Source organism: Sorangium sp. So ce406 (genome assembly GCF_051474675.1).
GTDB lineage: Bacteria > Myxococcota_A > Polyangia > Polyangiales > Polyangiaceae > Sorangium > Sorangium cellulosum_G.
The window spans coordinates 12181395-12206257 of sequence record NZ_CP150340.1 but is presented as its reverse complement, the minus strand read 5'-3'; the positions used below and the strand labels follow the sequence as shown (position 1 = coordinate 12206257).

Below are 24863 nucleotides of genomic sequence, written 5' to 3'. Positions count from 1 at the left end.
GCGCGCTCCTCCCGCCACAGGATATCGCCCGACGTCACCGCGTCATCATGGCGTCATCCCATAGAACGAGACCGGCAGGACCTGATCGCACAGGCGTCCGATCTGGACGAACCGGGCACCGCGCGCCTCCACCTCGTCGATGACAAGGAGGTCGAGGGGCAGCGCGCCCCAGCCGGTCACGTAGCCGCCGAGCGTCTTGCCCGCGTTCTGCGCGGTGAGGAGCACGAGCGGGTGATCCGGGATCGGCCCGGCCCGGCGCAGCGCGCCCGCGAGGCGCCCGCCGAGGTGCCGGAGGGCGGGCGCCGAGACATCGTCGAGGGCGATCTCCAGGCAGCAGCCGCCGGGGCTCCGGCGGAAGAGGTCCACGGCGTGATCGATCTCGCCGTCGTCGGAGGCCGGCGAGAGCCGCGCCAGGATGGGCAGGTCGCGCAGGGGCAAGCGCTCGGGGCGCGGGAGGAACAGCGTCGCCCCGGAGAGCTGGGTGGCATGGCGCAGGAGGCCATACGCCGTCGCTCGGCCCATGCCGGCGGGCGTCGCGACGCGCGCCATCAGCCGCGGCGAGGCGAGGATCGCCCGGGCGAGGTCCACGCCGAGATCACCGTGGTGGGCGGGCTCCGGCAGGGGGCGACCGGCCAGCCCGGCGTAGATCAGCTCGCCCACGCCGCCGGAGAAGGTGAGCGTGGGCGCCGCGAGCCCTTCCGGGAGCGCGAACGGCACCTGCACGTGGCGCGCGGCCGTGGGCGCGGCGAAGGCTTCGGCGCGCCCCGCGAGCGCCGCCTCGAGCAGCTCGACGTGGAACGCGGCCACCGCCTCGGCCTCGGCCTGGGAGAGCGCGTCGCCCAGGCCGCGGTGAAGGCCGAGGTGGTCGAAGACGGACCGGGCCTCGGGCGTGAGCGACCGGATGCGGCGCGAGCGCGGATCGAGCGCGACGTGGCGCGCGCCGACGAGGAGACAGCCGGTGCGCTGGACCTCGCCGGCCTGGCCGAGCGCGAGGTTGGTGGTGCCGCCGCCGATGTCCAGGTTGATGAAGGGCTCTCCGGGGCGCGCGCGCGACACGGGCGCGGCGCTGCCCATGAAGGCCACCCAGGACTCGAGGCAGGGGTCCTCGGCGACCGCGAGCAACGCCTCGCCGACGCGCGCGCGGATCAGCCGTGCGAGCGCGTCGGCGTTGGGTCGGCGCGCGGCGAGGCCGGTGATGATCGCCCCGCCGCCGAAGATGGCCCCGGGATCCACGCCGCCCTCGACGAGCCAGCGATCGAGCAGCGCCGCCGCGGCGTCGAGATCGAGGGCGTCATCGGCGAGGGGCGTGAGCGCCATCTCCGATCGGTAGCGCTCCTCCAGCGCGCCAAGCTCCACCCGACCGGTGCCCGCGGCGCGCGTGAGCGCCGCCGCGGCGACCACGGCGCAGCTCGTCGTGGAGCCGAAATCCAGCCCGAGCAGCGTGACCTGCGCGCCCATCCCCGGACCTCACAGCGCCCGCTCGAACGCGCCTTGCAACGCGGCCTGCCCGCCGCGCTCGATGACGTCGCCGTGCGCCACCACGATGCGCTCCGGCGCCCACGCGAGCATCTGCTTCACCGCCGCCCCCACCGCCGCGCGATCGCGCATCATCGAGCGCGCGACGCGCGTCGGGCCGAACCGGCCATAGGCCCCGTTGAGGCGCATGAGGAGGCGCGTCGGGAAGTGCTCGCTCCGCGTGATGTGGAAGCAGAGATCCCAGAGGAAGAGGGTCCTCGTGGGCCGGTGGAAGAACGCCACCTCGTCGAGCCTCGGCATCCCGCCGACCGCCACCTGGTCGATCTCCGCGGACCAGAGCGGGTCCGGCGCGTCGTCGAGCACGCCGGTGAACGTCACGCCAGGACACTTCTCGTGGAGCCCGCGGCGGCCGAACACCCGCGCGCCCGGGAACAGCCTGGCCGCCGGCGCGAGGCCGAGGTGGTGCATCAGGTTCGGCGCCACGATCGCGCGCACCTCGCCGAGCGCGCGGATCTCCCCCGCCACGTGCTCCACGCTCGGGAGCGGCGAGAAGAGGATCAGCCCGCCGTCCCCCAGGCGCACGATCGGAGATCGCAGCGGGAAATGCATTCCTGGCAGCTTCAACGTGTCTTCCGAAGCCCAGAGGGCTTGATCGAGCTGTCTCAGCATGCTCCAATTGGTAAACCTACTTGACCATTTAGTCAAGCTGGTTGACCATCATGACCAAGCACGATCTCGATCCCAGCGACGTCGCCGAGCTCGAGCGGCGCAAGCGCGCGAGCCTCGGCCAGCTCCTCCTTCGCTCGGCGCGGCTGCTCGACGAGCGGGCGGTGGCGCGCGTCGCCCGCGGCGCGCGCGGCGTGAGCCAGGTGCGCCGGGCGCACACCGCGCTGATGCCGTACATCGATCTCGAGGGCACGCGGCTGACGGACCTGGCGGAGCGCGCCAGGGTGACGAAGCAGGCGGTGGGTCAGCTCGTCGAGGAGCTGGAGGCGATGGGCGTCGTGGAGCGGACGCCGGACCCGGAGGACCGGCGGGCGAAGCGGGTGCGGTTCACGCCGCACGGGATCAAGGCGCTCCTTCACGGGCTCGGGGTGCTGCAGGAGCTGGAGGAGGAGCTCACGCGGTCGCTGGGCCAGAAGCAGATGGCCTCGCTGAAGAAGGGGCTCGCCGCGCTGCTCGCGGCGCTGGAGGCGTCGGAAGCGTCGGAGCCACCGGAGCGACGGTGACGGCGGGCGCCGTCAGGAGAACACGTCCGAGGCGGTCTTGGCCCCGAGGATGTTGTCGACCCACCGATCGAGGGTCGCGGGGTCCGTGCACGCCTGGATGCGCGCGACGTCGGCGGCGGAGAGCGCGATACCTGCCCGCGCGACCAGCCGCAGCAACGCGTCGCGTTTTCCCTTGATCTCCCCCTCGAGCCTGCCCTCGCGGATGCCTTCCAGCCGGCCGCGCTCGATGAGCTTCTCGGCGAACGGGGGGAAAGTTGCCTTGCCTTCGGTCTGCCGTTCCATGATCAGCGCCTCCAGGGCCCTCCGCATGGGGTCTCGCAACGCATTGTAGACGATCTGGAAGTACACCGCCGCGTGCTCGTGGTCGAACCGACCGAGCGCGCCGAGCGCAGCCTGGACCACGGCGAGCCCGTTCGGTCCGTTGCCGTGCGCCACCGCCGAGAGAATGGCGAGTTCCGTCTCCTTTTCTGCCTGGGCCTGTTCCGTCACCTCGGGCACGATCGCCGGGCCGATCACCAGAGGTTGCAGCGTCCCGAGCCCCAGGCCCAGATCGATCTTCTGCGCGGCCCAGGCGGCCACCTCGGCGTCGGGCGCAACGACGACGACGACGGCCTGACACTCCTTCCGGGCCCGTACGACCGCAACGTAGACAGGCCACGAGTAGGACTTGCGTCGATCGATGTCGCGCTGGAGCTCGAGGACGATGGACAGCACCTGCACCCCGCGATCGTCGCGGAGCTCGAGCACCAGATCGGCCTGGAACTCGACCGGGATGAGTCGATCGAGCGATGCCTCGACCACCTCGACGGTGGCATAGGGCGGGAGTTCTAGGTGGAAGAGGATTTCGAGGAGATGGGGCGCCAGCGATGGATTCTCGCGGAACATGTCGACCAAGCCATTGTGCTCCAGCGTCGGCATGGGCGGCACGCTACTGCGCGGCAGATGGCTGCACAAGGTGAGTCAGGCCCTCGAGCCATCTTTTCGATCGAAGTCATTTAGCGGAGCGAATCACGATTCATCCACGTAAGCATTCGTCGTCGATTCAAGCGTGGCAGTTCGATGTGCTCGCGAGTCCCCGTAGGGCATTGCGCAGTTCGGCGGGCAGATCGGGATCTGCAGATACCCAGCGCCGAACGATGCCCCGTCCGGGGCTCGTCCCCGGAGCAGCCTGGCGCTGGCGGCGCCGCCGGCCGCCTCGACGAGGGCTTCCCCCGCGGCCGCCGCCGCGATACGACGGCGCCGTGACACGCACGATCGCACGGTGGGCACCTCTCCTCGCAGCGCTGGCCTCCGGGTGCGCCCCGCCGCCGGCCCCTGCCGCGCCGTCGGCCCACGAGACCGCCGCCCGGCGAGCGGCGAGCGTCGCGCTCACCGCCCTCTCGCACCGCAAGTTCGACGTCAGCGGCTGCGACGCGGCCGGGGCGCGCGTCGTCCAGGAGGCAGAGGCGCGCGCCGGCTCGCCCCAGGGCGAACGCTGCGCGATCCTCGTCGCGCGCCAGGGCGATCAGACATGGCTCGTCGTCGTCCGCTCGTCGCTCTCGTCCGGCTCCGTCGGCGCGCAGGCGCTCGTGACCGTGCTGCCCGAAGCCGAGGGCGTCAGCGCCATCGAGTACGCGCGCTGATCCAGGCGATCACCTCACCTCGCCCTCGCGACGAGGAATAACCTCCTGAACGGGAACGGCGTCTTCCCATCCGCCGCCTTCGGATACGCCGCGGCCACCCGCCGCCCATACTCCTCCAGGAAATCGGCCCGCTCGCCGTCGTCGAGCGCCGCGAGCAGCGGCCGCAGCGCCGTCCCCATGGTCCACTCGACCACCGGACTCTCGCCCTCGAGGACATGCAGGTACTCCGTCTCCCAGATCTCGATCTGCGCGGCGTGCGGCGCCAGCGCCTCGTAGTACCCCCGAGGCTCCGCGACCGGACTCTCCCTCACCACCGCCGCCAGCTTGCCGCGGAAACGCGGCATCCGGCTCGCCTCCACCATCGCCGTGTGCGACGGCGCGCCGTGGTTTCTCGGCATCTGCACCGCCAGCACGCCGCCCTTCGCCAGCCGCCCGAGGAGCGCCGGGAACAGCGCCGGATGATCATCGAGCCAGTGGAGCGCGGCATTGCTGAAGATCAGCGCCGGCGGCGCGGCCGGCGCGAAGCGCGCGATGTCTGCCTCGACGAACCGCGCCCCCGGCAGCGCAGCGCGCGCCCGGGCCAGCATCTCCGGAGAGCTGTCGACCCCCACGATGGCCCGCTCCGGGAAGCGCTGCGCCACGAGACGGGTGATGTTGCCGGCCCCGCAGCCGAGATCGACGATCTCGCCCGGCACGGCGAGGGCGACCCGGCCGAGCAGGTCGACCGCCGGTCGCGCCCTCTGGTCCTCGAACATCAGGTACTGCGCAGGATCCCAGCTCGCCATCGCGCCCTCCAGCGGGCCAGCATAACAGAACGTGAGCTCCTCCCCGACGACGCGCGGGGGCTGCGTGGCGATTTGCCCCATGCCACACCAACCCGCCACGACGCGGGCAACCACGTGGCGCGGGCGCGCGCAGTCTGGGCGCCGCCATGCCCGGCATGTACGTTGCTCGGGCCGCGCCCCGAAGGCCGCGGCGCGCTTCCACGCGCCGTTCGGCCGGCCGGCCGCTGGCGCGCCGTCGCGCCCAGGCACGCATCCGAGGGAGATCTCTTGAACGCCCAAGCCACGAACCGTCCACCGCCGCGATCTCGACCGGGCCCCACCCTCCTCGTGGCGCTCGCCGCGCTCGCGGCGGCGCCAGGCTGCGTCAGCGCCCGCTCGTCCTCGGGCGGCGGCGAGACGACGAAGCCGCCGCCGCCGACCAGGACGATCCGCACGTCGGACATCGCGCTGCCCCGTGGATACGTCATCGAGGTGGTCGCCACGGGGCTCAACTTCCCGACCGGCGTCACGTTCGACGACGCGGGACATGTCTATGTCACCGAGTCCGGCTACTCCTACGGTGAGGTCTTCACCACGCCGAGGCTCCTCCGGATCGAGCCGGGCGGCGGCACGACCGTCGTCGCGACGGGCAAGAACCCGCCGTGGACCGGGGTCGCCTGGGCCGACGGCGCCTTCATCATCTCGGAGGGCGGCGTGACCGAGGGCGGCCGGATCCTCCGCATCGCGCCCGACGGCCAGAAGCAGACGCTCGTCGCGGGGCTCCCGAGCTTCGGCGACCACCACACGAACGGGCCTGTCGTCGGCCCCGACGGGTTCATCTACTTCGGCCAGGGCACGGCCACGAACAGCGGTATCGTCGGCGAGGACAACCACAAGTTCGGGTGGCTGAAGCGACACCCCGAGTTCCACGACGTGCCCTGCAAGGACGTGACGCTCACGGGCGCCGCGCTCACCTCGTCGAACCCGCTCACGCCGCGCGACGAGGACGACAAGGTCACGACCGGCGCGTTCGTCCCGTTCGGCACGCAGACGCAGAAGGGGCAGGTCATCCCGGGGAAGGTGCCTTGCAGCGGCGCGGTCATGCGCGTGCCGGTGCGCGGGGGCACGCTCAACCTCGTCGCCTGGGGGTTCCGCAACCCGTTCGGGCTCGCGTTCTCGCCGGACGGCAAGCTGTTCGTCACCGACAACGGCTATGACGACCGGGGAAGCCGCCCGGTCTGGGGCAACGCCGACGCCCTCTGGGCCGTGACGCCGGGCACCTGGTACGGCTGGCCCGACTTCGCCGACGGCCGCCTGGTCTCGCAGGATCGCTATGCCCCACCGGGCGGGCCGACGCCCCCCACCCTCCTCGAGGCGCCGCCGAACCCGCCGCCGCAGCCGGTCGCGCTCTTCGCCGTGCACAGCTCGTCGAACGGCATCGACATCGCGCGCGACCCGTCGTTCGGCTTCGCCGGCGAGGCGTTCGTCGCCCAGTTCGGCGATCAGGCGCCCGACGTCGGCAAGGTCCTGCACCCCGTGGGCTTCAAGGTCGTCCGGGTGGACCTGAAGACCGGCGTCATCCGCGACTTCGCGGTCAACCGCGGCAAGGACAACGGTCCCGCGTCGCGGCTCAAGTCCGGCGGCCTCGAGCGGCCCATCTCCGTGCGCTTCGACCGCACGGGCAGGTCGCTCTACGTCGTCGATTTCGGCGTCATGCTCATGGATGAGCGCGGCGCCAGACCGCAGCAGGGCACGGGCGCGCTCTTCCGCATCACCCGCGCCGCCACCGCAGGTTGAAGGAGGAGACACCATGATCGTGCGCGCTGTCCTCTGCGGTCTCCTCGCCTCGTCCCTCGGGCTCGCGATCGGGTGCGGCTCGTCCCGAAGGAGCGAGCCGATCCTCGGGCCACCGCCGCTCGACGAGCCGCCCGAGCGGCGAGGCGAGGTCGTCTTCATGAAGCAATGCCACCAGTGCCACCCGGGCGGAGCAGGAGGCCTCGGGCCGGGGCTCAACAACAAGCCCGCGCCCGCGGCGGCCATCAAGCTCCAGATCCGGAGCGGGCTCGGCGCGATGCCCGCCTTCTCGGACAAGGAGATCTCCGACGCCGACGTGGACGCGATCATCGCTTACATGATGTCCATCAGGACCCACGAGAAGGGCGATTGAGCGCGCGGCCGGGGGCGCTGCGACGCGCCCGGCGCGAGCTCCCGCCGGCAGACAGGCCGCCTCGGAGAGGCTGAATCGCACGCCAGGCAAATCGGCAACAACAGGAGAGGATCCAGGTCATGGCACCCATTCGCGGCGTAATTTTCGATGTCGACGGCACGTTGATCGACAGCAACGACGCGCACGCGCGCGCCTGGGTCGATGCGCTGGAGGAGTTCGGGCACAAGGTCCAGTTCGAGGAGGTGCGGCGGCGCATCGGCATGGGCGGCGACAAGCTGCTGCCCGAGGTGACCGGGATCTCCAAGGACAGCCCGGAAGGGGAGAAGATCAGCGCGCGCTGCTCGGACATCTTCATGGAACAGCTCCTGCCCGGGCTCCGCGCCTTCCCCGGCACGAAGGAGCTCCTGGAAGAGCTCCACCGCCGCGGCCTCAAGATCGTCATCGCGAGCTCCGCCCAGAAGGAGAAGCTGCGCGAGCTCCTCAAGCTCACGGGCGCAAACGGCGTCATCGAGAGCGCCACGTCGTCGAGCGACGCCGAGAAGTCCAAGCCGGACCCGGACATCGTGGAGGCGGCGCTCCAGAACCTCGGGCTGCCGCCCGGCGAGGTGGTGATGATCGGCGACACGCCGTACGACATCGAGGCCGCGGCGCGGGCTGGCCTGCGCACGATCGGCTTCCGCTCGGGCGGCTGGACCGACAGCGGGCTCGCGGGCGCCATCGCCGTTTACGACGGCCCGGCCGATCTCCTGGCGCAGCTCGATAGCTCGCCGCTCGCCGAGGGGGCCGGGGGCGCGAGCACCGCTCCCCAGGCCGAGGCGACCCCGCAGCAGCGGTACGTCTAGCTCCGTCCGACAGCACCCACGAGATCGCCCGCAGGCCGGGCGAGCACGCGAGCGATCGCCGCCGCGGTCGACGGCGCGGCGCAGCGGCCCCACGGGGGGCCGAGGCTTGCCCCGTGGCGCGCGCCGCTCAAGGTCCGCGCGCATGGACCCCTCGAGCGACATCCGCGAGCCACGAGAACCGGAGTTCCTCCAGAACGACGACTCGAATGAAACGCTGCTGACGAGATCGCTGGAGCGGTGCGCCCGGCTCCTCGAGACGGACGAGGAGCTCCGGCGGGCGCTGCCGTCACCGGAGGTGCTGGCGCAGATCCGGGGCTGTCGGACCACGATCGAGTCCGTGGCGACGGCGTTCGCGCTGTACGCGGATCGCCCCTGCCTCGGCCGCCGCGCGCTCGACACAGCGGCGCCGGCGCCGGGCCGCGACGGCTCGCCGCGCCCTCTGCCGGAGTTCCGCGCCGACAGCTACGCCGACGTGTGGTCTCGCGTCGAGGCGTTCGCCAGCGGCCTCCGGCACGACCGGCTCGCGGACACCGGCGATCTCGTGGGCATCATGGGGTTCGGCAGCACGGACTGGGTGGTCGCGGACCTCGCCTGTCTCTACCTCTCCGCCGTCTCGGTGCCGATGCAGACCAACATGATCCCCGAGGACCTGCTGCACATCGTCACCGAGACCGAGCTCGCGTGCGTCGTGTGCAGCGTGGACCAGCTCGCGCGGCTCGAGGCCGTGCTGCCGCGGTGCCCCTCGGTGCGAGGCATCGTCGTCATCGACCTCGTGGACGGGGATCGACGCGCGCGGGACGAGCTCGATCGGGCGCAACGAGCCCTGCGCGCGCTGGAGACAGGCGGCCGCCGGGTCGCCGTGCGGACCCAGCAGGAGGTGGAGCGCCTCGGCCGGCAGCAGGGCATCGCGCCGAAGGTCCTGCCCGAGGCGCGGGGCGAGCGCGACCCGCTGATGACGCTCATGTACACGTCCGGGAGCACCGGCTCGCCGAAGGGCGCGATGGTCCCGGAGAGCCTCTGGTGCCGCTACTGGCAGCAATTGTTCACGAGGAGCCACGACGCACGCCTCGAGGTCCTGCCGCACGTGGGCCTCAACTACAGCCCGATGAACCACTTCATCGGGCGCACCCAGGTCGGCCGCTCCCTCATGCGCGGCGGGGTCACGCACTTCGTGCTGAGGAGCGACATGTCCACCCTCTTCGAGGACATCCGCCTGGCCAGGCCCACCACGCTGTTCCTGGTGCCGCGCATCGCGGAGATGATCCACCAGCAGTTCCAGGCCGAGCTCCTGAAGCGCTCTCGCGATCTCGACATCGCGCGAGAGCGGATCGAGCACGAGATCATGGCGGACATGCGCGCGTCGCTGCTCGGCGATCGCCTGCTCCTCGCGAGCATCGGTTCGGCGCCGACGCCGCCCGAGGTCCTCTCGTTCCTGAAGCGCTGCTTCGAGGTGCCCGTCGTCGAGGGCTACGGCACCACGGAGGCCGCCTCCCTCACGTTCGACGGCCGGCTGGATCGCGAGGTCGTGACCGCGTTCAGGCTGGTCGACGTGCCGGAGCTCGGCTACCGCACCACGGACGAGCCGTACCCGCGCGGCGAGCTGCATCTCCGCTCGCTCCTCATGGTGCCCGGCTATTACAAGAACGAGCAGGCCACGCGAGAGCTCTTCGACGAAGAAGGGCTCATGAACACCGGCGACATCCTCGAGCAGCGCGGGCCCGACACCCTCGTCTGGATCGATCGCGCGCGGAACGTCCTCAAGCTGTCGCAAGGAGAGTTCGTCGCGACCTCGCGGCTCGAGGTCCTGTACAGCGCGGGCAGCCCCTTCATCCACCAGGTCTTCCTGTACGGCAACAGCGCCCGCTCGTACCTCCTGGCCGTCGTCGTCCCCGATCTCCACGCCGCCTCCGCGCACCTGCGGCGGCGCGGGGCGGAGCCCGACGACGCGGCCGTCAAGCAGCTCCTGCGCGAGGAGATCGACCGCATCGCCCGGGAAAACCAGCTCCGCGCCTACGAGATCCCGCGCGATTTCCTGGTCGAGCGCGATCCGTTCACCAGCGAGGGCGGCCTGCTCACGGAGACGCAGAAGCCGGCGCGCGCGCGGCTCAGGGCCAGGTACGGCGCGCGCCTCGAGGCGATGTACGCGACGATCGAGCGCGCCCAGATCGAGCAGCTCCGCGAGCTCCACGAGGAGCTCGGCGCGACGGCGCCGCCCGCCGACGTGGTGGTGAAGAGGGCCCTGGAGGCCACGCTCGGGCTCGCCGACGTCGAGCCGCGGGGCCCGCAGAGCTTCGCCCAGCTCGGCGGCGACTCGCTCACCGCCGCCCGCTTCAGCAGCGTCGTCGAGGACATCTCCGGCGTGGCCGTGCCCGTGGGCCTCGTGCTCGACCCCACGAGCAGCGTCCGCGCGATCGTCGATCACCTGGAGCGCGCCCTGGCGAGCGGCTCCGCCCGGCGCCCCGCGACCTTCGACGGGGTGCACGGCGCCGGCGCGGACGTCGTGCGGGCCGCGGACCTGCGGCTCGACAGGTTCCTCGGCCCCGACGAGCTCGCGGCCGCGGCGCGCTCGGCGCCGGCCGCGGCGCTGCCGGCGCGGGCCCGGGTGGCGCTCCTGACCGGCGCCAACGGGTTCCTCGGCCGGTTCCTCGCGCTGGAGCTCCTCGAGCGGCTGCCCGAGGAGGGCCGGCTCTACTGCGTCGTGCGCTCGCGGGACGACGCCCTCGCCTTCGATCGGCTCCGCGCGGCCTACGCGTCCGACCCCGTCCTCCTGGGCAGGTTCGACGCGCTGTCGGGGCACGGCCGGCTGGTCGTGCTCGCCGGCGACCTCATGAAGCCGAGGTTCGGCCTCCCGGACGACGTGTACGCGCACCTCTGCTCGGAGGTCGACTGCGTCGTGCACAACGGCGCGCTGGTGAACCACGCCCTGAGCTACCCGCAGCTCTTCGAGCCCAACGTCCTCGGCACGGTGGAGGCGATCCGCTTCGCCGTCGCCCGCCGCGTCAAGGCGATGAACTACGTGTCGACCATCGGCGCGGTGAGCGGGCTCGGCCGGCGCGGCCCCCTCCGGGAGGACGAGGACATACGGGCGCTCTGGCCGGAGCGCCCGCTCGACGGCGGTTACGCCGCCGGGTACGCGGCGAGCAAGTGGGCGAGCGAGGTGCTGCTCCGGGACGCGCGCGACACGCTCGGCCTGCCCGTCAACGTGGTTCGCCCGAGCGGCATCATGGCGCATCGCCTGTACCGCGGGCAGATCAACGTCCCCGACTTCTTCACGAGGCTCCTGTGCGGCCTCGTGTACACGGCCCTCGCGCCGAGATCGTTTTACCAGGACGCCCGACCGGACCACGCCGGCCACTATGACGGCCTCCCCGTGGACGTCGTGGCGCGGAGCATCGCCGCCGTCGCCGTCCATCACCAGCAGCCGCCCGCCGGTACGGGGGAGAGGGCGAGCCACGCCACGTACCATGTCGTGAACCCCCACTGGGATGACGGCATCTCGCTCGACGTCATCGTCGCGTGGGTGAGATCGGCGGGTTACCCCATCGAGCGCGTCGACGAGTATGCGGCGTGGTACGCGGCGTTCCGGGACCGGCTGACGCAGCTCGGCGAGCGTCAGCGGCACCTCTCGCCGCTCCCCATCTTGCATGCGTGGGAGCGCCCGGCGCGCGCCGACGGGGAGGTGTTCGACGCCGAGCGCCTCCTCGCCCGGCTCCAGCAGCTCGCGGCGCGGGAGGCGTCGGGCGATCTCGCGGCCCTGCCGCACGTGAGCGAGCAGCTCATTCACAAGTACCTGGACGACATGGTGGCCCTCCGGCTCATCGGTCCTGCCGCCGCGCGCGCGGCGGCGTCCTGACGCCGGCCGACGCCCGCCCATCGTCACGGTGCGCGCTCGACGAAGGCGCGCCCGAGGGATCCGCCCCGCAGCGGCCCGTCCCCCGTCGCTGGCCGATGATCCCTCGACCCGCCGAGCGAGCGCGGGGTAGCATCCCGCGCGACATCCCGTGATCATCACCCCATAACAAGGAGCGCTGCGGGCCCCGTCGCCCGCCGCACGCAGACATCATGAAGCTCGCTGTCATCTCAGGCAGTCACCGCAATGGATCCGAGTCGGGGAAGGTCTCCCGCTACGTGCAGCAGCAGCTGGCGGCCTCGCCGGACGTCACCTCGACCTACGCGCTCGATCTCGCCGACAACCCGCTTCCGCTCTGGGACCCGGAGGCCGGGCAGCCGTCGGAGAAATGGGAGCGCGTCTGGTCTCCGATCTCCGCAGAGCTCACCGCGTCCGACGCCTTCGTGATCGTGACGCCGGAGTGGCACGGCATGGTCCCCGCCGGATTGAAGAACTTCTTCCTCCTCTGCACGCGCGGCGAGCTCGCGCACAAGCCCGCGCTCATCGTCGCGGTCTCCGCGGGCGCCGGCGGCGCCTACCCGATCGCCGAGCTGCGCATGAGCAGCTACAAGAACAACTACCTCTGCTACATCCCGGACCACGTGATCGTGCGCAACGTCCGCGGCCTCCTCAACGATCCGGCGGCGCCGCAGTCCCCCGATGACGAGCGCATCCGCGAGCGGCTCCACTATGCGCTGGGCCTCCTCCTCCAGTACGGCAAGGCCCTGCAGCAGGTCCGCGCCAGCGGCGCCATCGATCTGCGCAAGTACCCCTTCGGGATGTAGCCCGCGCTCCGCCGCCTGGCGGCCAGCCGCCACCTACACCGCCACACATTAGACCACGTCAGCACCCTACCTGGCGCACCGCGTCACCTGGCGAACGTCACATTCGTCCGCTATGGTGGATGTCGCGTCTGTTAAACTGGCGCTCAGCACCCATGACAATGCCATTGCTCACGCTTCCGAACCCGGGCGCGATGTCGTTATCGATTCGCGCCAAGGCTGTGGTCTTCGAGGACGAGCGATCGAGGGCGTTGCTCGACCGCATCCGTCGGCTCGCGCCGAGCGACGCCACGCTCCTGGTCACCGGCGAGACCGGGACGGGCAAGGAGATCGTGGCGCGTCACATCCACGCGCTCAGCCACCGGGCGCGGCGGCCGTTCGTGGCGGTGAACTGCGGCGCCTGGTCGGAGTCGCTGGTGGAGAGCGAGCTGTTCGGCCACGAGAAGGGGGCCTTCACCGGGGCGACCACGGCGAAGGCGGGCTGGTTCGAGGCGGCGGACGGCGGCACGCTGTTCCTCGACGAGGTCGGCGACCTGCCGCTGCAGCTCCAGGTGAAGCTGCTGCGCGTGCTCCAGGAGCGCGAGGTGGTGCGGCTCGGCTCGCGCCAGCCGATCCCGATCGACGTGCGGCTCATCGCCGCGACGAACGTCGACCTGGAGGCGGCGGTGGCCGCGCGGCACTTCCGCGAGGACCTCTACTACCGGCTCAACGTCGCGACCGTCTCGCTCCTGCCGCTGCGCGAGCGGCCGGGCGACATCCTCCCGCTCGCGCGCTATTTCCTCGCCGTGCACGCGAGCCGGGTCGGCGCCGTGCCGGCCGAGCTCACCCCGGAGGCGGCGCAGCGGCTCCTGGACCACCCGTGGCCCGGGAACATCCGGGAGCTCGAGAACGCGATTCACCACGCGCTCCTCGTGTGCAAGGGCCACCGGATCACCCCCGTCGACCTGCGGCTGACCGCGCTCCAGCCCAGGGCGTCCACGCTGCCGCCGGCGCCGGCGTCCGTGCCGGCGCCGTCGCTGCGGGCGCTGCCGGGCGGCAGGGCGGCCCCCGAGGCGCCCCTTGCGACCCCCGAGGCGCCGCTGGCCGCGCTGGAGAGCGCCCTGCTGGCGCTGTTCGAGCAGAACCGCCCGGGCCTGCACGAGCACATCGAGGAGGTCCTCATGCGCACGGCCTACCGCTATTGCCACCGGAACCAGCTGCAGACCGCGCGGCTGCTCGGCATCAGCAGGAACATCGTGCGCGCCCGGCTCGTCCAGTTCGGCGAGCTCGCCCGCTCGCCGCGATCGCGCGGCGGCAACGAGCCGCCCGAGTCCGGGCCGATCTCGAGCGGGCCATGCTCGCTCGACGAGGCGGCGTGCGACGGCGAGGAGCGGGGCGCCTCGATCGAGGCGGTGCGGATCGGGTGCCAGAAGTTCGGGCTGCTGATGCGGCTCGTGAAGCTGAAGGGCTCGCTCGAGCGCGCGCTCGCGGAGCGCGGCGTGAAGGTCGTGTGGGTCGAGTTCCCCGGCGGCCCGCAGCTCGCCGAGGCGCTCCGGGAGACGCAGGTCGACCTCGGCCTCGTGGGAGAGGGGCCTCCCATCTTCGCGCTCTCGGCGCGCGCGCCCATCGTGTACCTCGCCGCCGAGCCGCCGGCGCCCGAGGGCGAGGCGATCATCGTCCACCGGGACTCGCCGATCCGGACGGTGGCGGATCTCAAGGGCAAGACGGTGGCGCTGAACAAGGGCTCCAACGTCGACTACCTGCTCATCCGGGCGCTCGAGGAGGCGAACGTCCGGTACGAGGACGTGCACGTCACGTTCATGCCGCCGTCGGGCGCCCGGGCGGCGTTCGAGCGCCGCGAGGTCGACGCGTGGGCGATCTGGAATCCGATGCTCTCGTCGGTCAGGGACGCCACGGGGGCGCGGGTGCTGCGCGACGGGCGCGGGCTGGCGGCCAACAGGGCCTATTACATCGGCGCGCGGGGCTTCGCCGACGCCCACCCCGACCTCGTGCAGCTCTTCCTCTCGGAGGTGAAGGCCGTGGGGGAGTGGGCCAACGCGAACACCGAGGCCGCGGCGGCGCTCCTCGCGCCGCAGCTCGGCCTGCCCCAGGCGGCGCTCGTCGCGGCGCTCCAGCGGCGGCGGTTCGGCCTGCGCGCGCTCGACGCCGAGCTCGTGGCGTCCCAGCAGGAGGTCGCGGACGCGTTCCTGAAGCTGCGGCTCATCCCGCACCCGATCCGCGTCGCCGAGGCGCAGTGGGCCCCGCCGTCGCGGTGGGATCCGGCGGCGCGCTGCGAGGCGGCGGGCGCCGTCGCGTGCGCGGCGGGCGGGGGGCGAGCCGGATAGGTCCGCGTCGCGCAGGTCGCTGGCCGTCGCGTCGATCTCGACCGCGCGCGGCGCCCCGCCGCGCCACCGGGAGCCCGGCCGAGAGCCCGCCTCGCGCCGAGCGCCGCCGCGTCAGCGGGCGATCTGCGACAGCGCGAACGCGTACGCGTCCGCGAGCTCCTCGACCGTCGACTGGACCCTGTCGCCGCCCCCGTGCCCGGCCTTCTCCTGGATGCGGAGCAGCACGGGCCCGCCCGTCGAGGCGGCCTGGAGCGCGGCCGTGAACTTGCGCGCGTGCATCGGGTCGACGCGATCGTCGCTGTCGACCGACATGACGAGGAGGCCAGGGTAGGCCGTCCCGCTGCGCACCCGATGGTACGGGGAGTAGCCGAGGAGCGCGCGGAAGTCGTCCGGGTCGTCGGCAGAGCCGTACTCCTCGATCCACGTCTTGCCCGACCCGAACAGGTGGTATCGGACCATGTCCATCAACGGCACCTGGCACAGCGCCGCCCTGAAGAGGTCGGGGCGCTGCGTGATGGCCGCTCCCACGAGCAGCCCGCCGTTCGAGCGACCCTCGATGACCAGCCGATCGGGTCGCGTGTAGCCCTGGCGGACCAGGTGCTCCGCGGCGGCGATGACGTCGTCGAAGACGTTTTGCTTGTCGTGCCGCATCCCCGCGCGGTGCCACGTCTCGCCGTACTCGCCGCCGCCCCTCAGGTTGGCGATGGCGAACACCCCTCCTCGCTCGAGCCATGGATACGCCTTCGACCAGAAGCTCGGCGTGAGCGCCATCGAGAAGCCGCCATATCCGTAGAGCACGGCCGGCGCCTTCCCGTCGCGCGGCGCGTCCTTCCTCCGGAGCACGAACATCGGCACCCGCGCGCCGTCCTTCGAGGTCACGAAGACCTGCTCCGTCGTGTAAGCGGCGGTGTCGACGGGCACCTGCGTCCGGTACGTCACCTCCGTGCGCCCCGTTGGCACCGAGAGCCCGTGGACCTCGAGCGGGGCGGTGAACGACTCGAACGTGAAGTACGCCTCGTCCGCCTCCGGATCGCCGCTCAGCGTGTTGACGCTCCCGACGCCGGGCAGCTTCACCTCGTGGGCAGGGCGGCCGTCGAGCTCCCGGATCTCGAGGCGCGCGGCGACGTCCTTGAGGTAGACGAGGCCGAGCCGATTGCCCACGATCTCGAGGCGATCGAGCTTCTCGTCGCGCCGCTCCGGGACGACCTCGACCCAGCGATCTCGCGCGGGATCCCGGGGATCCGCGCGGAAGACACGGTAGTTGGGCGCGCCGTCGTCGGTCAGGATGTAGAGATGGTCGCGGTGCGGCTCGACCAGGTAGATGTGCGGCTGCGCCTTGATGAGCGGCTTCCACTCCGCCTTCTTCCCCGCGCGGAGATCCTGGATGTACACGTCCGTCGACACCCAGCCGTGCTGCACGGTGGCGATCAGCCAGCGGCCGTCGCGCGAGGCCGCGACCTGGTGAAACGTCCTCGGGTCGCGCGTGGCCTCGCGGATCAGGCGATCCTTCGCGGGGTCGTCGCCGAGCGCGTGATACCGGATCTCGGCCAGACCGGGGCGGTCCGCCGCCGGGCTCCGGCGGCTGAGCGGCGGCACCTTGACGTAGTAGATCCCCGCGCTCTTTCCGTCCCACGCCAGCGCCGTCCTGTCCGCGTACTTGGCCCCCTCGAGCACCTCGGGCAGCTTCTTGCCAGTCGCGACGTCGAGGATCTCGAGCGTCGCCTCGTCGGAGTTGTTCTTCTTGACCTGGTAGGCGACGTACCGGCCGTCCCAGCTCGGGAGCCAGCTCCCGAGCGACACGCTGCCGTCCGACGACCACGCGTTCGGGTCGAGCAGCACCTTCGGCTCACCCGCCTTGCCCTGGCGCCACTGGACGGCTTCCTTCTCCTGACCGACCGATCTCTTCGTCCAGAAGTAGCGGCCGCCGCGCTGGAGCGGCGCGCCCACGCGCTCGATGTCATAGAGCTCCCGGAACCGCTTCAGGAGCGCGTCGCGCTCGGGGAGCTTCGCGAGCTCGGCGCGCGCGAAGGCGTCCTGCGCCGCCGTCCACGCCTGGACCTCGTCGGACTCGCCGTCCTCGAGCCAGCGGTACGGGTCCGGCACCGGGACCTCGTGCAGGACGTGGACCACATCGACGATCCTCGACGGCGGATAGGCGCGGACCGGGGCGCTGGAGGGCGCGCTGACGCTCGGCGCGGTCGCCTTCGGCGGCGGCGGCGCAGGGCGCGCGGTGGTCGGGTCGGCTCCGCGGCACGCAGTGAGGAGCATCAGCGCGGCCATCGTGTGTCTCGCGGCGAGCATGGCGCTCACGCTAGCGTCGTCCACGCGAGCCTTCCAGGCGAGAAGAGCCCCCGGAGGCGCCGCGAACCAGCCGCCGCGCGGCGGGCCCATCGTCCTCGAAGAGGGCCCCGGGAGCGCTCCTCGCAGGGCCGCGTCGCGACGGCCGCCGCGCCGCCGGGCCGGTGCCCCCGGGCCGACGAGCTGCGATAGAGTGACCGCCGGGACGCCAGGACGATCGATGAGGACGACGATGAAGCTGACATACTTCCCGGTGCGCGGGCGCATGGAGCCAGCGCGGCTCATGCTGGAGCTGGTCGGCGCGCGGTACGAGCTCGAGACCCTCCCCTTCGAGCTCTGGTCGGGACCGGAAGGCAAGGCGCGCATGCTGCGACAGACGCCGTTCGGTCAGCTCCCCGTGCTAGAGGACGGGGACTTCGTCCTTTCCCAGTCCCAGGCGATCAACCGCTATGTGGCGCGCAAGCTGGACCTGTATGGCGACACGCTGGCGGAGAGCGCGCGCGTCGACGAGGTGACCGAGACCGCCAACGACCTCCTGCACGACATCGGGCTTGTGTGCTGGAGCCCGCGCTTCCACGAGATCCGCGCCGAGCACCGGGCCGCGACGGGCGAGAAGCTCGACTTGCTGGAGCAGCATTTCAGCCGCACGTGCGCCGACGCGGAGCACTGGGTCCTCGCGGGACGCTACACGCTGGCCGACGCCACGATGGCGTTCGCGCTGGAGTCGATATGGCCTCTCCAGCCCGGGCTCCTCGACGACTTCCCGAAGCTCCGGCACGCGATGACGGCGTTCTTCGCGGCTGACGGCGTCCGCAGCTACGTGCGCGGCGATCGGCGGTTCCGCACCTGGACGACCCCGAGCGCCGCGTTCGGCGGGAAACCCGAGGAGACCCATCACTGGGCGGCGGATTGAGCGCGCCGCGCCGCGATCAGGCCGGTCGGCGCTCGCCCGGACGGCGCGCGAGCGGCAGACAGCGCCGCTGCGCCAGCAACACCCGAGCAGCACCCGCTGCTGCCCTGGCAGCAGCGCGGCGCGGGCTCCGGGGGAGCGCGCACGGGAACGCGGCGGCGGCGCTGGCATGACGTGTGCTCACCGGGCGCCCCCATGACGGGTTCATCGTCGACATCGCGCGTGCAGGCAGCCCTCGATCAGCTCCGTTCCGGGGGCATGGTCATCCTCCTCGACGACGAGGCGCGCGAGGACGAGGGGGATCTCGTCGTGATGGCGGAGCACGCGACGCCGGCGGCCATCAACTTCATGGCCACCCACGGCCGGGGGCTCGTCTGTCTCGCGCTCACGGAGGAGCAGGTGGACCGGCTCGGGCTGCCGCTCATGGCCACCCGGCCGGGCGCTCGCCGGTCGACGGCGTTCACGGTGAGCATCGAGGCGCGCGAGGGCGTCACGACCGGCATCAGCGCGCACGACCGGGCGCGCACCGTCGCCGCCGCGATCGCCCGCGGGGCGTCGCCGCGCGATCTCGTGTCGCCGGGGCACGTGTTCCCGCTCAGGGCGCGCCGCAACGGGGTGTTCGACCGCGAGGGGCACACCGAGGGCGCGGTCGACCTCGCGCGCCTCGCCGGGGGCCTGCCGGCCGCCGTCATCTGCGAAATCATGAATGAAGACGGGACGATGGCGCGCCGTCGGGACCTGTCGCGCTTCGCGGCGCGCCACGGGCTGCCGGTCCTCACCATCGGCGATGTGGTCCGCCACCGGGTGCAGAGCGAGCACGTCGCCGCGCGCGTCCGGACCGCCCCGTTCCGGCCCGCGGGGTTGAGCGGCGAGTGGAAGGCGCACACGTACAGGATCCGGGGCGACCGCCAGCTGCTGCTGCTGACGCTCGGCGCGCCGGCGACGGCCGGCGACCGCGCGGCGCCCGTGTACACCCACCGGGCGGCGCTGGTCTCGGATCTGCTCGGCGACGCCGAGCTGTTCGAGGCGCTGCGAGACATCGAGTCTGCCGGCGTCGGCGCGGTGATCTACGTGTCCCCGCCGGCTCGACAGGGCGCGCCGGCCGACGACGACGACGCGAGCGTCGGCCTCGAGCTCGCCGTCGCCGCGCGCGAGCTCGGCGTGCTCGGGTATCGCCGGGTCACGCTGCTCGACTCGAGGGCTCCGTGGCCCGCCGGGCCGAAGAAGGAGCTCGACCTCGAGACGGGCGACGCGCCGGGCGCGCCGGAGCTGCACGGGGCGGCGCGCGGACGCGCGGCCCCTGGCCCGGCGCGGGCGCCGCGCGGCGGCGTCGGCAGGGTGGCCGAACCGGAGGACCGCGCGATCGGATGAGCCGCGACGCCGGGTGAGCCGCGAGGCCGGCGGCGCGCCGGCGTGGCTCACCCGGGCTGCCGCTCGGCCGTCTCCCGGGTCTCTCCTGCCGCAGCCGCTGGCGCTCCCTCCGAGGAGGCCAGCGCGCCGACCTCGTCGAGGCTCACGCGCCTGTCCCCGTCTCGATCGAGCGCCCTCAGCATCTCGCCGACCACCACCTCGGACGGCGTCTCGGAGGTCGCCCTCGAGACAGCGGCCCTCAGCTCCTCGGCCGAGACGGCGCCGTCGCGGTCGGCGTCGATCGACTCGAACGGCCCGAGCTGGCGCCAGAGCTCCACGGCGAACGACTCGACGAGCACGAGCTTCGGCTCACGCCCGCTGTCCGCCGGCGGCACCTCCTCCGGATGCTCCTGCGCGAAGCGGACCAGCGGAGCGACGTCATCCATGCCGCCGAGCAGCCCCCGGACGATCGCGATGCGGTACTCGCGCTCGTCGACCAGCGGCCGGCCGTCGATCACAGCCAGCGCGCCTCGCGCATCCGTGGCCATGCGATCGTCGATCTGGAGATAACCGCCGTGCTGAGCCGGGGCGCGCGACCGCGACGCGGCGACGGCCTCGCGGACGACGCGACCGGGCAGGACGACGACAACGACCTCGTTGCTGAACGGGACCTCCGCCTTGAGATCTCCGTAGGTGAAGCGCTCCCGGTACTCGCGGCCGCCGCGGATGCCGCCGCCGTTGAAGAGGCATCCATCCGCCTGGAGCACGTCCCGGATCCGCGAGCAGATCAGCTCTCCCAGCGAGGTCTGCCGCGACCGCGTCCCGACCGACGACAGCGTCTTCCCCGGCGGGAGCCGGAGGAGGGTGGCCGCGTCGAGGTCGCGCACGATTTGCATGTGGCGGTCCACGCGCGCGCGCATCGCCGCGTCCTCGGGGTAGGCGGCGACGTCCTCGATCCGGACGGTGACCGAGGGCAGGTCGTGCGCCCCGGCGGCGGGCGCCTCGGCCGGCCACGCGAGATCGACGATGGCCGCGCTCGCCGCGTCCGTGCCGGCCTTGACGACCCAGCAGCCGTCCACGTCGTCGATCAGCACCTCGTGCTCGTGACCGCCGAGGATCACGGGGAAGCGCGGCGCGCGCTGCATCCGCGCGAGCGCGAGGTCGTCGTCGCGGATCTGGTGCGTTATCGGGATGACGCAGGCGCAGCCCTCCTCGCGGACGAGCCGGTCGGCCCAGCGGACGGCCGTCTCGTTCGCCGGCTCGATGGCGTACCCCCCGAACGCGCCCCGCCGGTACAGGCCCTGCACGTGGACGAGCAGCCCGAGCAGGCCGACACGGACCGTCCGCCCGCCGGGGCTCGCGACGTCGAGGATCTCGTGGGTGGGCAGCGCCGGCGCGAACGAAGGCATGTTGGTGTTGAGCCACGTTCCCCGGAACTCCTGCACCCGCGCCCTGAGCTCCAGAAGATCGATATCGGCCTCGTGGTTGCCGAAGATGGCGTGCGTGATCGGCAGCGCGTTCATGCAGTCGATCATGCCTCTGCCGTGATCGAGGCTCGAGAGGAGGCTCGGCGCGACGAAGTCGCCGGCCATCACCGCCAGGAAGCGGTCCGCCGGCCCGGCGGCGTGGTGCCGCACGAGGCTCGCGAGGCGCGGGAGGTTCTCGAGCGAGTACACGTCGTTCACGCAGACGATCCGCAGAGAAGGGCCTCTGGGCGTGCCTTGGGCGCGGTCGGTCATGTCCATCGAAGATAACCCGGCGCGCGGGCCGGTGCTCCTGCGCCGGGAGGTCGAGGGGCGGTTGCCAGGCGGCGGAGACAGGGACGGAGCTCACGCGTCACCGCATGGAAGGGCCGAGGCGTCCGGTGCCTCGCGGCGCGGACGCGCTTCGCGGCATCAGCGCTCGGTGAGGCAATCGTCGAGCGTGGGCGACGAGAGGACGCGCTCGGTCCATCCTTCGATCTGCGCGGCGTCGGCGGCGCGGACGCGCGCCACGACCGGCTCGGGCAGCTCGCCGAAGCGCAGCCGGAGCAGCTTGAGCAACGTGCTTCGCTGCCCTTCGAGGCGGCCGGCCTGGCGGCCCTCCCGCTCGCCCGCCAGGCGGCCCTGCTCGCGAAGGTAGTCTGCGATGGTCACGATCTCCTCCTCGGCCTCCGGCCCCGCCGCCACGAGCAGTTGCTGTAGCAGCTCCCTCGGCTGGGCCGGGTCGGCGATGTTCAAGATATACCGCCACACGCGCGACAGCGCAGCCCCACCGCCGGGCGCGCCGGGCGCGCCGCGCACCTCGCGGACCATCTCGTACCAGCCGGACAGGCGCGCCACCAGCTCGTCCGGGCGACGCGCGTGCCGGAAGCACCAGAGCACCAGCCGGCCCAGCGCCGTCATCGCCCGCGCCCGCAGCGCCTCGTCCGTCTCCTTGCTGATGTCGTCCAGCACGAACCGGAAGTGCGGGACATATGCGGCGATCAGCCGCAGCACCTCCGGCGGCAGGTCGATCACGTCCTGGAACGTGACTGCCGCGGTCCAGCCTGTGTCGCTGTGGTGCAGCACCACCGGCAAGATCGCCGGAAGGCGCGTCGACCTGGGATGGCGCCCGAGGTGGCCCTTCCAGATGCGGACCATGTACTCGAGCAGCCGAAAGGCCATGAGCGGGTGCGTCGTGCTCTGGTGCTCGAAGAGCACATAGATGAACAGCGGCGCTTCCGCGAGCCTGGCGGAGAAGAGCAGGTCGCTCTGGCTGGCGGCGAGCTCTTCGTCGATGAAGCTGCCGGACTGCAGCGCCAGCGACGCGAAGTCGATGCGGGCAGCCAGGGCAGCGGGCAGCACCTGACGGAGCGCCGCGGCGGCGTGCTCCGGCTGGCTGAACGTGGACTTGAACAGGGCGTCATGAGGGGTCGGCGTCATGGGGATGGCACGCAGCGGGCGCCGCGCGGCGCGGCGGCGAGGCTCCATCTCTGAGTTCCGGGGATGTAGACGCCGTGATCTGAAAATGCGCCGGAGAGCGCCTGTCACACTCTCGCCCGTTCGCCCGATGGTCCCGGCATGAGAGCCGCCGCCCCGACCGCCGTCGCCCTCCTCCTGCTCGCCTGCACCCCCGGCGCCCGCGACCCGGCCCCCACGCCGACCACGCCGCCCGCCGCCGCCCTCGCCGCGCCGCCGTCCCCTCCCCCCTGCGCCCGCCGCGGCGCCGGCCCAGCGCCCGCGCCCCTCGACCCGACCCACGCCGGCTCCGGCGTCGCCCTCGCGGGCCTCGGCGACCGCACGCTCGCCTTCGTCGCCGACGAGGACGACGCCGCCCTGCACACCGTCGACCTCGACACGCGCTCCGCGATCGCGCGCACGCCGCTCGCGGGCCGGCCCGCCCAGGTGATCGTGCTCGGCGACGGGCGCGTCGTGGCCTCGCTGCGCGACCGCGGCCTGCTCGAGGTGCTCGAGGCCGCCGACGCCGCCGCGCCGCTCGCCCGCCGCTGCCTGGTGCCGGTGGCGAGCGAGCCGGTGGGGCTCGCGATGACGCCGGACCGCGCGACGCTGCTCGTCGCGAGCCGGTGGGACCACGCGCTCACCAGCTTCGCCACCGACGACCTCCGGCGGCTCGGCGAGCTCCCGCTCGCGCGTGATCCCGGCGCGGTCGTCGCGTCCGCCGACGGCCAGCGCGCGTTCGTCTCCCACGCGGTCGGCGGCCGCATCAGCGTGGTCGCGCTCGGCGAGGGCGGCGCGCCGACCGGGGCGCGGGAGCTCTCGACCGACGGGGTCGAGTGGCGACCTCAGCCGCTCCTGTCGAAGAAGTTCATGTCCATCGCGCTCCCCCCGGAGCCGCTCAGGCCGCCCGCGTCGAGCGCGCCCACGCCCAGCGCGTCCGCGCGCCGCGCGGCCTTCGATCCGTTCGGCGGCGCGCCCGTCGTGGCGCGCCGCCCGGCGTCGCGCGTCGCGCGCCGCGGCTCGCAGGGCTTCGCGCTGGCGCGCGCGCCGAGCGGCGCCGTCTTCGCGCCCATCGCCCTCGTCGATCCGGGGCCGGAGACGCGTGGCAGCGGCGGCTACGGCGGCGCGCGCGCCCAGACGGTGATCGAGCACATCGCGGTCGTCGACGCGGCGGGCGAGCGCGCGGACGTCCCGCCCGTCTCGAGCAGCCTCGGGACGCTCGGCTGCCAGCTCCCGCGCGCGGCGGCGATCGAGCCCGGCGAGGAGGTCCTGCTCGTCACCTGCCTCGGCCGCGACGAGGTGATCGCCTACGACGCCCGCGCGCAGATCCCCGGACAGCCGCCGCGGGTCGGGTCGGTGCGCGACCGGGAGCTCTTCCGCGCCCGCGTGGGCGCCGGGCCCACGGCCATCGCCGTGGACAGCGCGCGCCGGCGCGCCGTGGTCTTCTCCCGGTTCGACGGCGAGCTGACGATCCTGCCCGCCGCCCGCGACCCGGGGCCGACCGAGCACCGCGCGCCCAGCAAGGAGCCCGCGGGCGAGCTGCCGGTCGTCGTCCTGCCCCGGGCGTCGCGCCTCGACGAGCTGCGCGCGGAAGGCCAGCGGCTCTTCCACGCGGCCGGCGACCGGCGCACCGCGTTCGACGGCCGCGCCTGCGCGAGCTGCCACCCCGACGGCCGCGACGACGCGCTCACCTGGTCGACGCCGGAGGGCCCGCGCCAGACGCCGATGCTGATGGGGCGGCTCGACGGCACCGCGCCATACGGATGGGAAGGCGACAAGAAGGACCTGGAGGGCCACTTCGCCCGGACGATGTCGCGGCTCGGCGGCAGCGGCCTGCGCCCGGACGAGCGCGACGCGCTCTTCGCCTACCTGCGCGGCATGGCGCCGCCCGGCGAGGCGGCGGCCCTCGCGGCCGAGGAGCGCGCGGTGACCGTGGTGCCGCCCGCCGCCAGCGCCGCCGCCGCGCGCGCCGACCTCGTCGCGCGCGGCGACGCGCTCTTCCACAGCAGCAAGGCGGGCTGCTCGAGCTGCCACCTCGGCGACGAGCTGACCACCGACGGCGCCCGCCACGACGTGCGGAGCGCGACCCGCTTCGACGCCGCGCGCGCCTTCGAGACGCCCTCGCTGCGCTTCATCGGCCGGTCCGCGCCGTACTACCACGACGGCCGCTACCCGACGCTGCTGGCGCTGGTCGAGGGGGTCGGCGACACCATGGGCCACACCGCCCACCTGTCGGCCGACGACCGGCGCGCGCTGGTCACCTACCTGGAGTCGCTGTGATCGCCGCGACGG

18 protein-coding genes and 1 pseudogene are annotated in these 24863 nt (G+C 72.9%); 12 read left to right on the top strand and 7 right to left on the bottom strand.

The genetic code is table 11. From position 1 onward, the window contains the following. Positions 1–45: 45 nt before the first annotated feature. Both WME96_RS45855 and WME96_RS45850 read right to left on the bottom strand, forming a co-directional pair. Positions 46–1458 (bottom strand): ethanolamine ammonia-lyase reactivating factor EutA, encoded by a 1413-nt coding sequence (locus WME96_RS45855; protein ID WP_437287854.1) that lies wholly within the window; start codon positions 1456–1458, stop codon positions 46–48. Positions 1459–1467: 9 nt separating this feature from the next. Further along, the gene (locus tag WME96_RS45850; protein WP_437287853.1) at positions 1468–2145 is read right to left on the bottom strand and encodes a DUF4336 domain-containing protein; all 678 of its coding nucleotides are present in this window, start codon (positions 2143–2145) and stop codon (positions 1468–1470) included. Positions 2146–2195: 50 nt separating this feature from the next. Between WME96_RS45850 and WME96_RS45845 the strand changes: the two genes are divergently transcribed. Next, complete coding sequence (locus WME96_RS45845) at positions 2196–2705, top strand: MarR family winged helix-turn-helix transcriptional regulator (protein WP_437287852.1); 510 nt, start codon at positions 2196–2198, stop codon at positions 2703–2705. A gap of 12 nt (positions 2706–2717) precedes the next feature. Here WME96_RS45845 and WME96_RS45840 read toward each other — a convergent pair whose 3' ends face one another. Then, entirely contained in the window at positions 2718–3623 is a 906-nt protein-coding gene (locus WME96_RS45840; protein ID WP_437287851.1) for a hypothetical protein, read from the bottom strand. A gap of 323 nt (positions 3624–3946) precedes the next feature. Here WME96_RS45840 and WME96_RS45835 point away from each other — a divergent pair, with 323 nt between their 5' ends. Further along, positions 3947–4327 carry a hypothetical protein gene (locus tag WME96_RS45835; RefSeq protein ID WP_437287850.1) on the top strand — a complete coding sequence of 127 codons (381 nt, stop codon included), beginning with the start codon at positions 3947–3949 and terminating at the stop codon, positions 4325–4327. Positions 4328–4341: 14 nt separating this feature from the next. Here WME96_RS45835 and tam read toward each other — a convergent pair whose 3' ends face one another. After that, positions 4342–5112, bottom strand: a complete 771-nt coding sequence (gene tam / locus WME96_RS45830; protein WP_437292427.1) for a trans-aconitate 2-methyltransferase — start codon at positions 5110–5112, stop codon at positions 4342–4344. Between the two features lie 267 nt (positions 5113–5379). Between tam and WME96_RS45825 the strand changes: the two genes are divergently transcribed. The 7 genes and pseudogenes from WME96_RS45825 to WME96_RS45795 all read left to right on the top strand — a co-directional run bounded on the left by WME96_RS45825 (position 5380) and on the right by WME96_RS45795 (position 15095). Beyond that, positions 5380–6888, top strand: a complete 1509-nt coding sequence (locus WME96_RS45825) for a PQQ-dependent sugar dehydrogenase (protein WP_437287849.1) — start codon at positions 5380–5382, stop codon at positions 6886–6888. A 13-nt stretch (positions 6889–6901) separates the two neighbouring features. After that, positions 6902–7258, top strand: a complete 357-nt coding sequence (locus tag WME96_RS45820) for a c-type cytochrome (protein ID WP_437287848.1) — start codon at positions 6902–6904, stop codon at positions 7256–7258. A 119-nt stretch (positions 7259–7377) separates the two neighbouring features. Then, a complete protein-coding gene (locus tag WME96_RS45815) occupies positions 7378–8100 on the top strand; it encodes an HAD family hydrolase (RefSeq protein WP_437287847.1) in 723 nt (240 codons plus the stop codon). Positions 8101–8242: 142 nt separating this feature from the next. Continuing rightward, a complete protein-coding gene (locus WME96_RS45810) occupies positions 8243–11953 on the top strand; it encodes a thioester reductase domain-containing protein (RefSeq protein ID WP_437287846.1) in 3711 nt (1236 codons plus the stop codon). Between the two features lie 209 nt (positions 11954–12162). Further along, positions 12163–12774: an NADPH-dependent FMN reductase gene (locus tag WME96_RS45805; RefSeq protein ID WP_437287845.1), complete on the top strand. Its 612-nt coding sequence runs from the start codon at positions 12163–12165 to the stop codon at positions 12772–12774. 158 nt (positions 12775–12932) lie between these two features. Beyond that, positions 12933–14048, top strand: a pseudogene (locus WME96_RS45800) (sigma-54 interaction domain-containing protein); the annotation flags it as partial. A 114-nt stretch (positions 14049–14162) separates the two neighbouring features. Further along, on the top strand, positions 14163–15095 hold the full coding sequence (locus WME96_RS45795; protein WP_437292426.1) for an aliphatic sulfonate ABC transporter substrate-binding protein: 933 nt from the start codon (positions 14163–14165) through the stop codon (positions 15093–15095). 111 nt (positions 15096–15206) lie between these two features. Here the strand turns inward: WME96_RS45795 and WME96_RS45790 are convergent, their stop codons facing one another. Further along, a complete protein-coding gene (locus WME96_RS45790) occupies positions 15207–17396 on the bottom strand; it encodes a prolyl oligopeptidase family serine peptidase (protein WP_437287844.1) in 2190 nt (729 codons plus the stop codon). A 229-nt stretch (positions 17397–17625) separates the two neighbouring features. Between WME96_RS45790 and WME96_RS45785 the strand changes: the two genes are divergently transcribed. Further along, entirely contained in the window at positions 17626–18306 is a 681-nt protein-coding gene (locus WME96_RS45785) for a glutathione S-transferase family protein (RefSeq protein ID WP_437287843.1), read from the top strand. Between the two features lie 192 nt (positions 18307–18498). Next, positions 18499–19674, top strand: coding sequence for a 3,4-dihydroxy-2-butanone-4-phosphate synthase (gene ribB / locus WME96_RS45780; RefSeq protein WP_437287842.1), 1176 nt, complete (start codon positions 18499–18501; stop codon positions 19672–19674). 47 nt (positions 19675–19721) lie between these two features. Here the strand turns inward: ribB and WME96_RS45775 are convergent, their stop codons facing one another. Further along, complete coding sequence (locus tag WME96_RS45775; RefSeq protein ID WP_437287841.1) at positions 19722–21392, bottom strand: 5'-nucleotidase C-terminal domain-containing protein; 1671 nt, start codon at positions 21390–21392, stop codon at positions 19722–19724. A gap of 156 nt (positions 21393–21548) precedes the next feature. Further along, positions 21549–22556: an Rpn family recombination-promoting nuclease/putative transposase gene (locus WME96_RS45770; protein ID WP_437287840.1), complete on the bottom strand. Its 1008-nt coding sequence runs from the start codon at positions 22554–22556 to the stop codon at positions 21549–21551. A gap of 138 nt (positions 22557–22694) precedes the next feature. Between WME96_RS45770 and WME96_RS45765 the strand changes: the two genes are divergently transcribed. After that, on the top strand, positions 22695–24851 hold the full coding sequence (locus WME96_RS45765) for a cytochrome C peroxidase (protein WP_437287839.1): 2157 nt from the start codon (positions 22695–22697) through the stop codon (positions 24849–24851). The last annotated feature ends 12 nt before the right edge of the window (positions 24852–24863 follow it).

Bases quoted from the DNA above. Each gene is read 5' to 3' on its own strand.
- WME96_RS45855 (WP_437287854.1), bottom strand. From the start codon at position 1,458: ATGGGCGCGCAGGTCACGCTGCTCGGGCTGGATTTCGGCTCCACGACG.
- WME96_RS45850 (WP_437287853.1), bottom strand. From the start codon at position 2,145: ATGCTGAGACAGCTCGATCAAGCCCTCTGGGCTTCGGAAGACACGTTG.
- WME96_RS45845 (WP_437287852.1), top strand. From the start codon at position 2,196: ATGACCAAGCACGATCTCGATCCCAGCGACGTCGCCGAGCTCGAGCGG.
- WME96_RS45840 (WP_437287851.1), bottom strand. From the start codon at position 3,623: ATGCCGACGCTGGAGCACAATGGCTTGGTCGACATGTTCCGCGAGAAT.
- tam (WP_437292427.1), bottom strand. From the start codon at position 5,112: ATGGCGAGCTGGGATCCTGCGCAGTACCTGATGTTCGAGGACCAGAGG.
- WME96_RS45820 (WP_437287848.1), top strand. From the start codon at position 6,902: ATGATCGTGCGCGCTGTCCTCTGCGGTCTCCTCGCCTCGTCCCTCGGG.
- WME96_RS45815 (WP_437287847.1), top strand. From the start codon at position 7,378: ATGGCACCCATTCGCGGCGTAATTTTCGATGTCGACGGCACGTTGATC.
- WME96_RS45810 (WP_437287846.1), top strand. From the start codon at position 8,243: ATGGACCCCTCGAGCGACATCCGCGAGCCACGAGAACCGGAGTTCCTC.
- WME96_RS45805 (WP_437287845.1), top strand. From the start codon at position 12,163: ATGAAGCTCGCTGTCATCTCAGGCAGTCACCGCAATGGATCCGAGTCG.
- WME96_RS45790 (WP_437287844.1), bottom strand. From the start codon at position 17,396: ATGCTCGCCGCGAGACACACGATGGCCGCGCTGATGCTCCTCACTGCG.
- WME96_RS45785 (WP_437287843.1), top strand. From the start codon at position 17,626: ATGAAGCTGACATACTTCCCGGTGCGCGGGCGCATGGAGCCAGCGCGG.
- ribB (WP_437287842.1), top strand. From the start codon at position 18,499: ATGACGGGTTCATCGTCGACATCGCGCGTGCAGGCAGCCCTCGATCAG.
- WME96_RS45775 (WP_437287841.1), bottom strand. From the start codon at position 21,392: ATGACCGACCGCGCCCAAGGCACGCCCAGAGGCCCTTCTCTGCGGATC.
- WME96_RS45770 (WP_437287840.1), bottom strand. From the start codon at position 22,556: ATGACGCCGACCCCTCATGACGCCCTGTTCAAGTCCACGTTCAGCCAG.
- WME96_RS45765 (WP_437287839.1), top strand. From the start codon at position 22,695: ATGAGAGCCGCCGCCCCGACCGCCGTCGCCCTCCTCCTGCTCGCCTGC.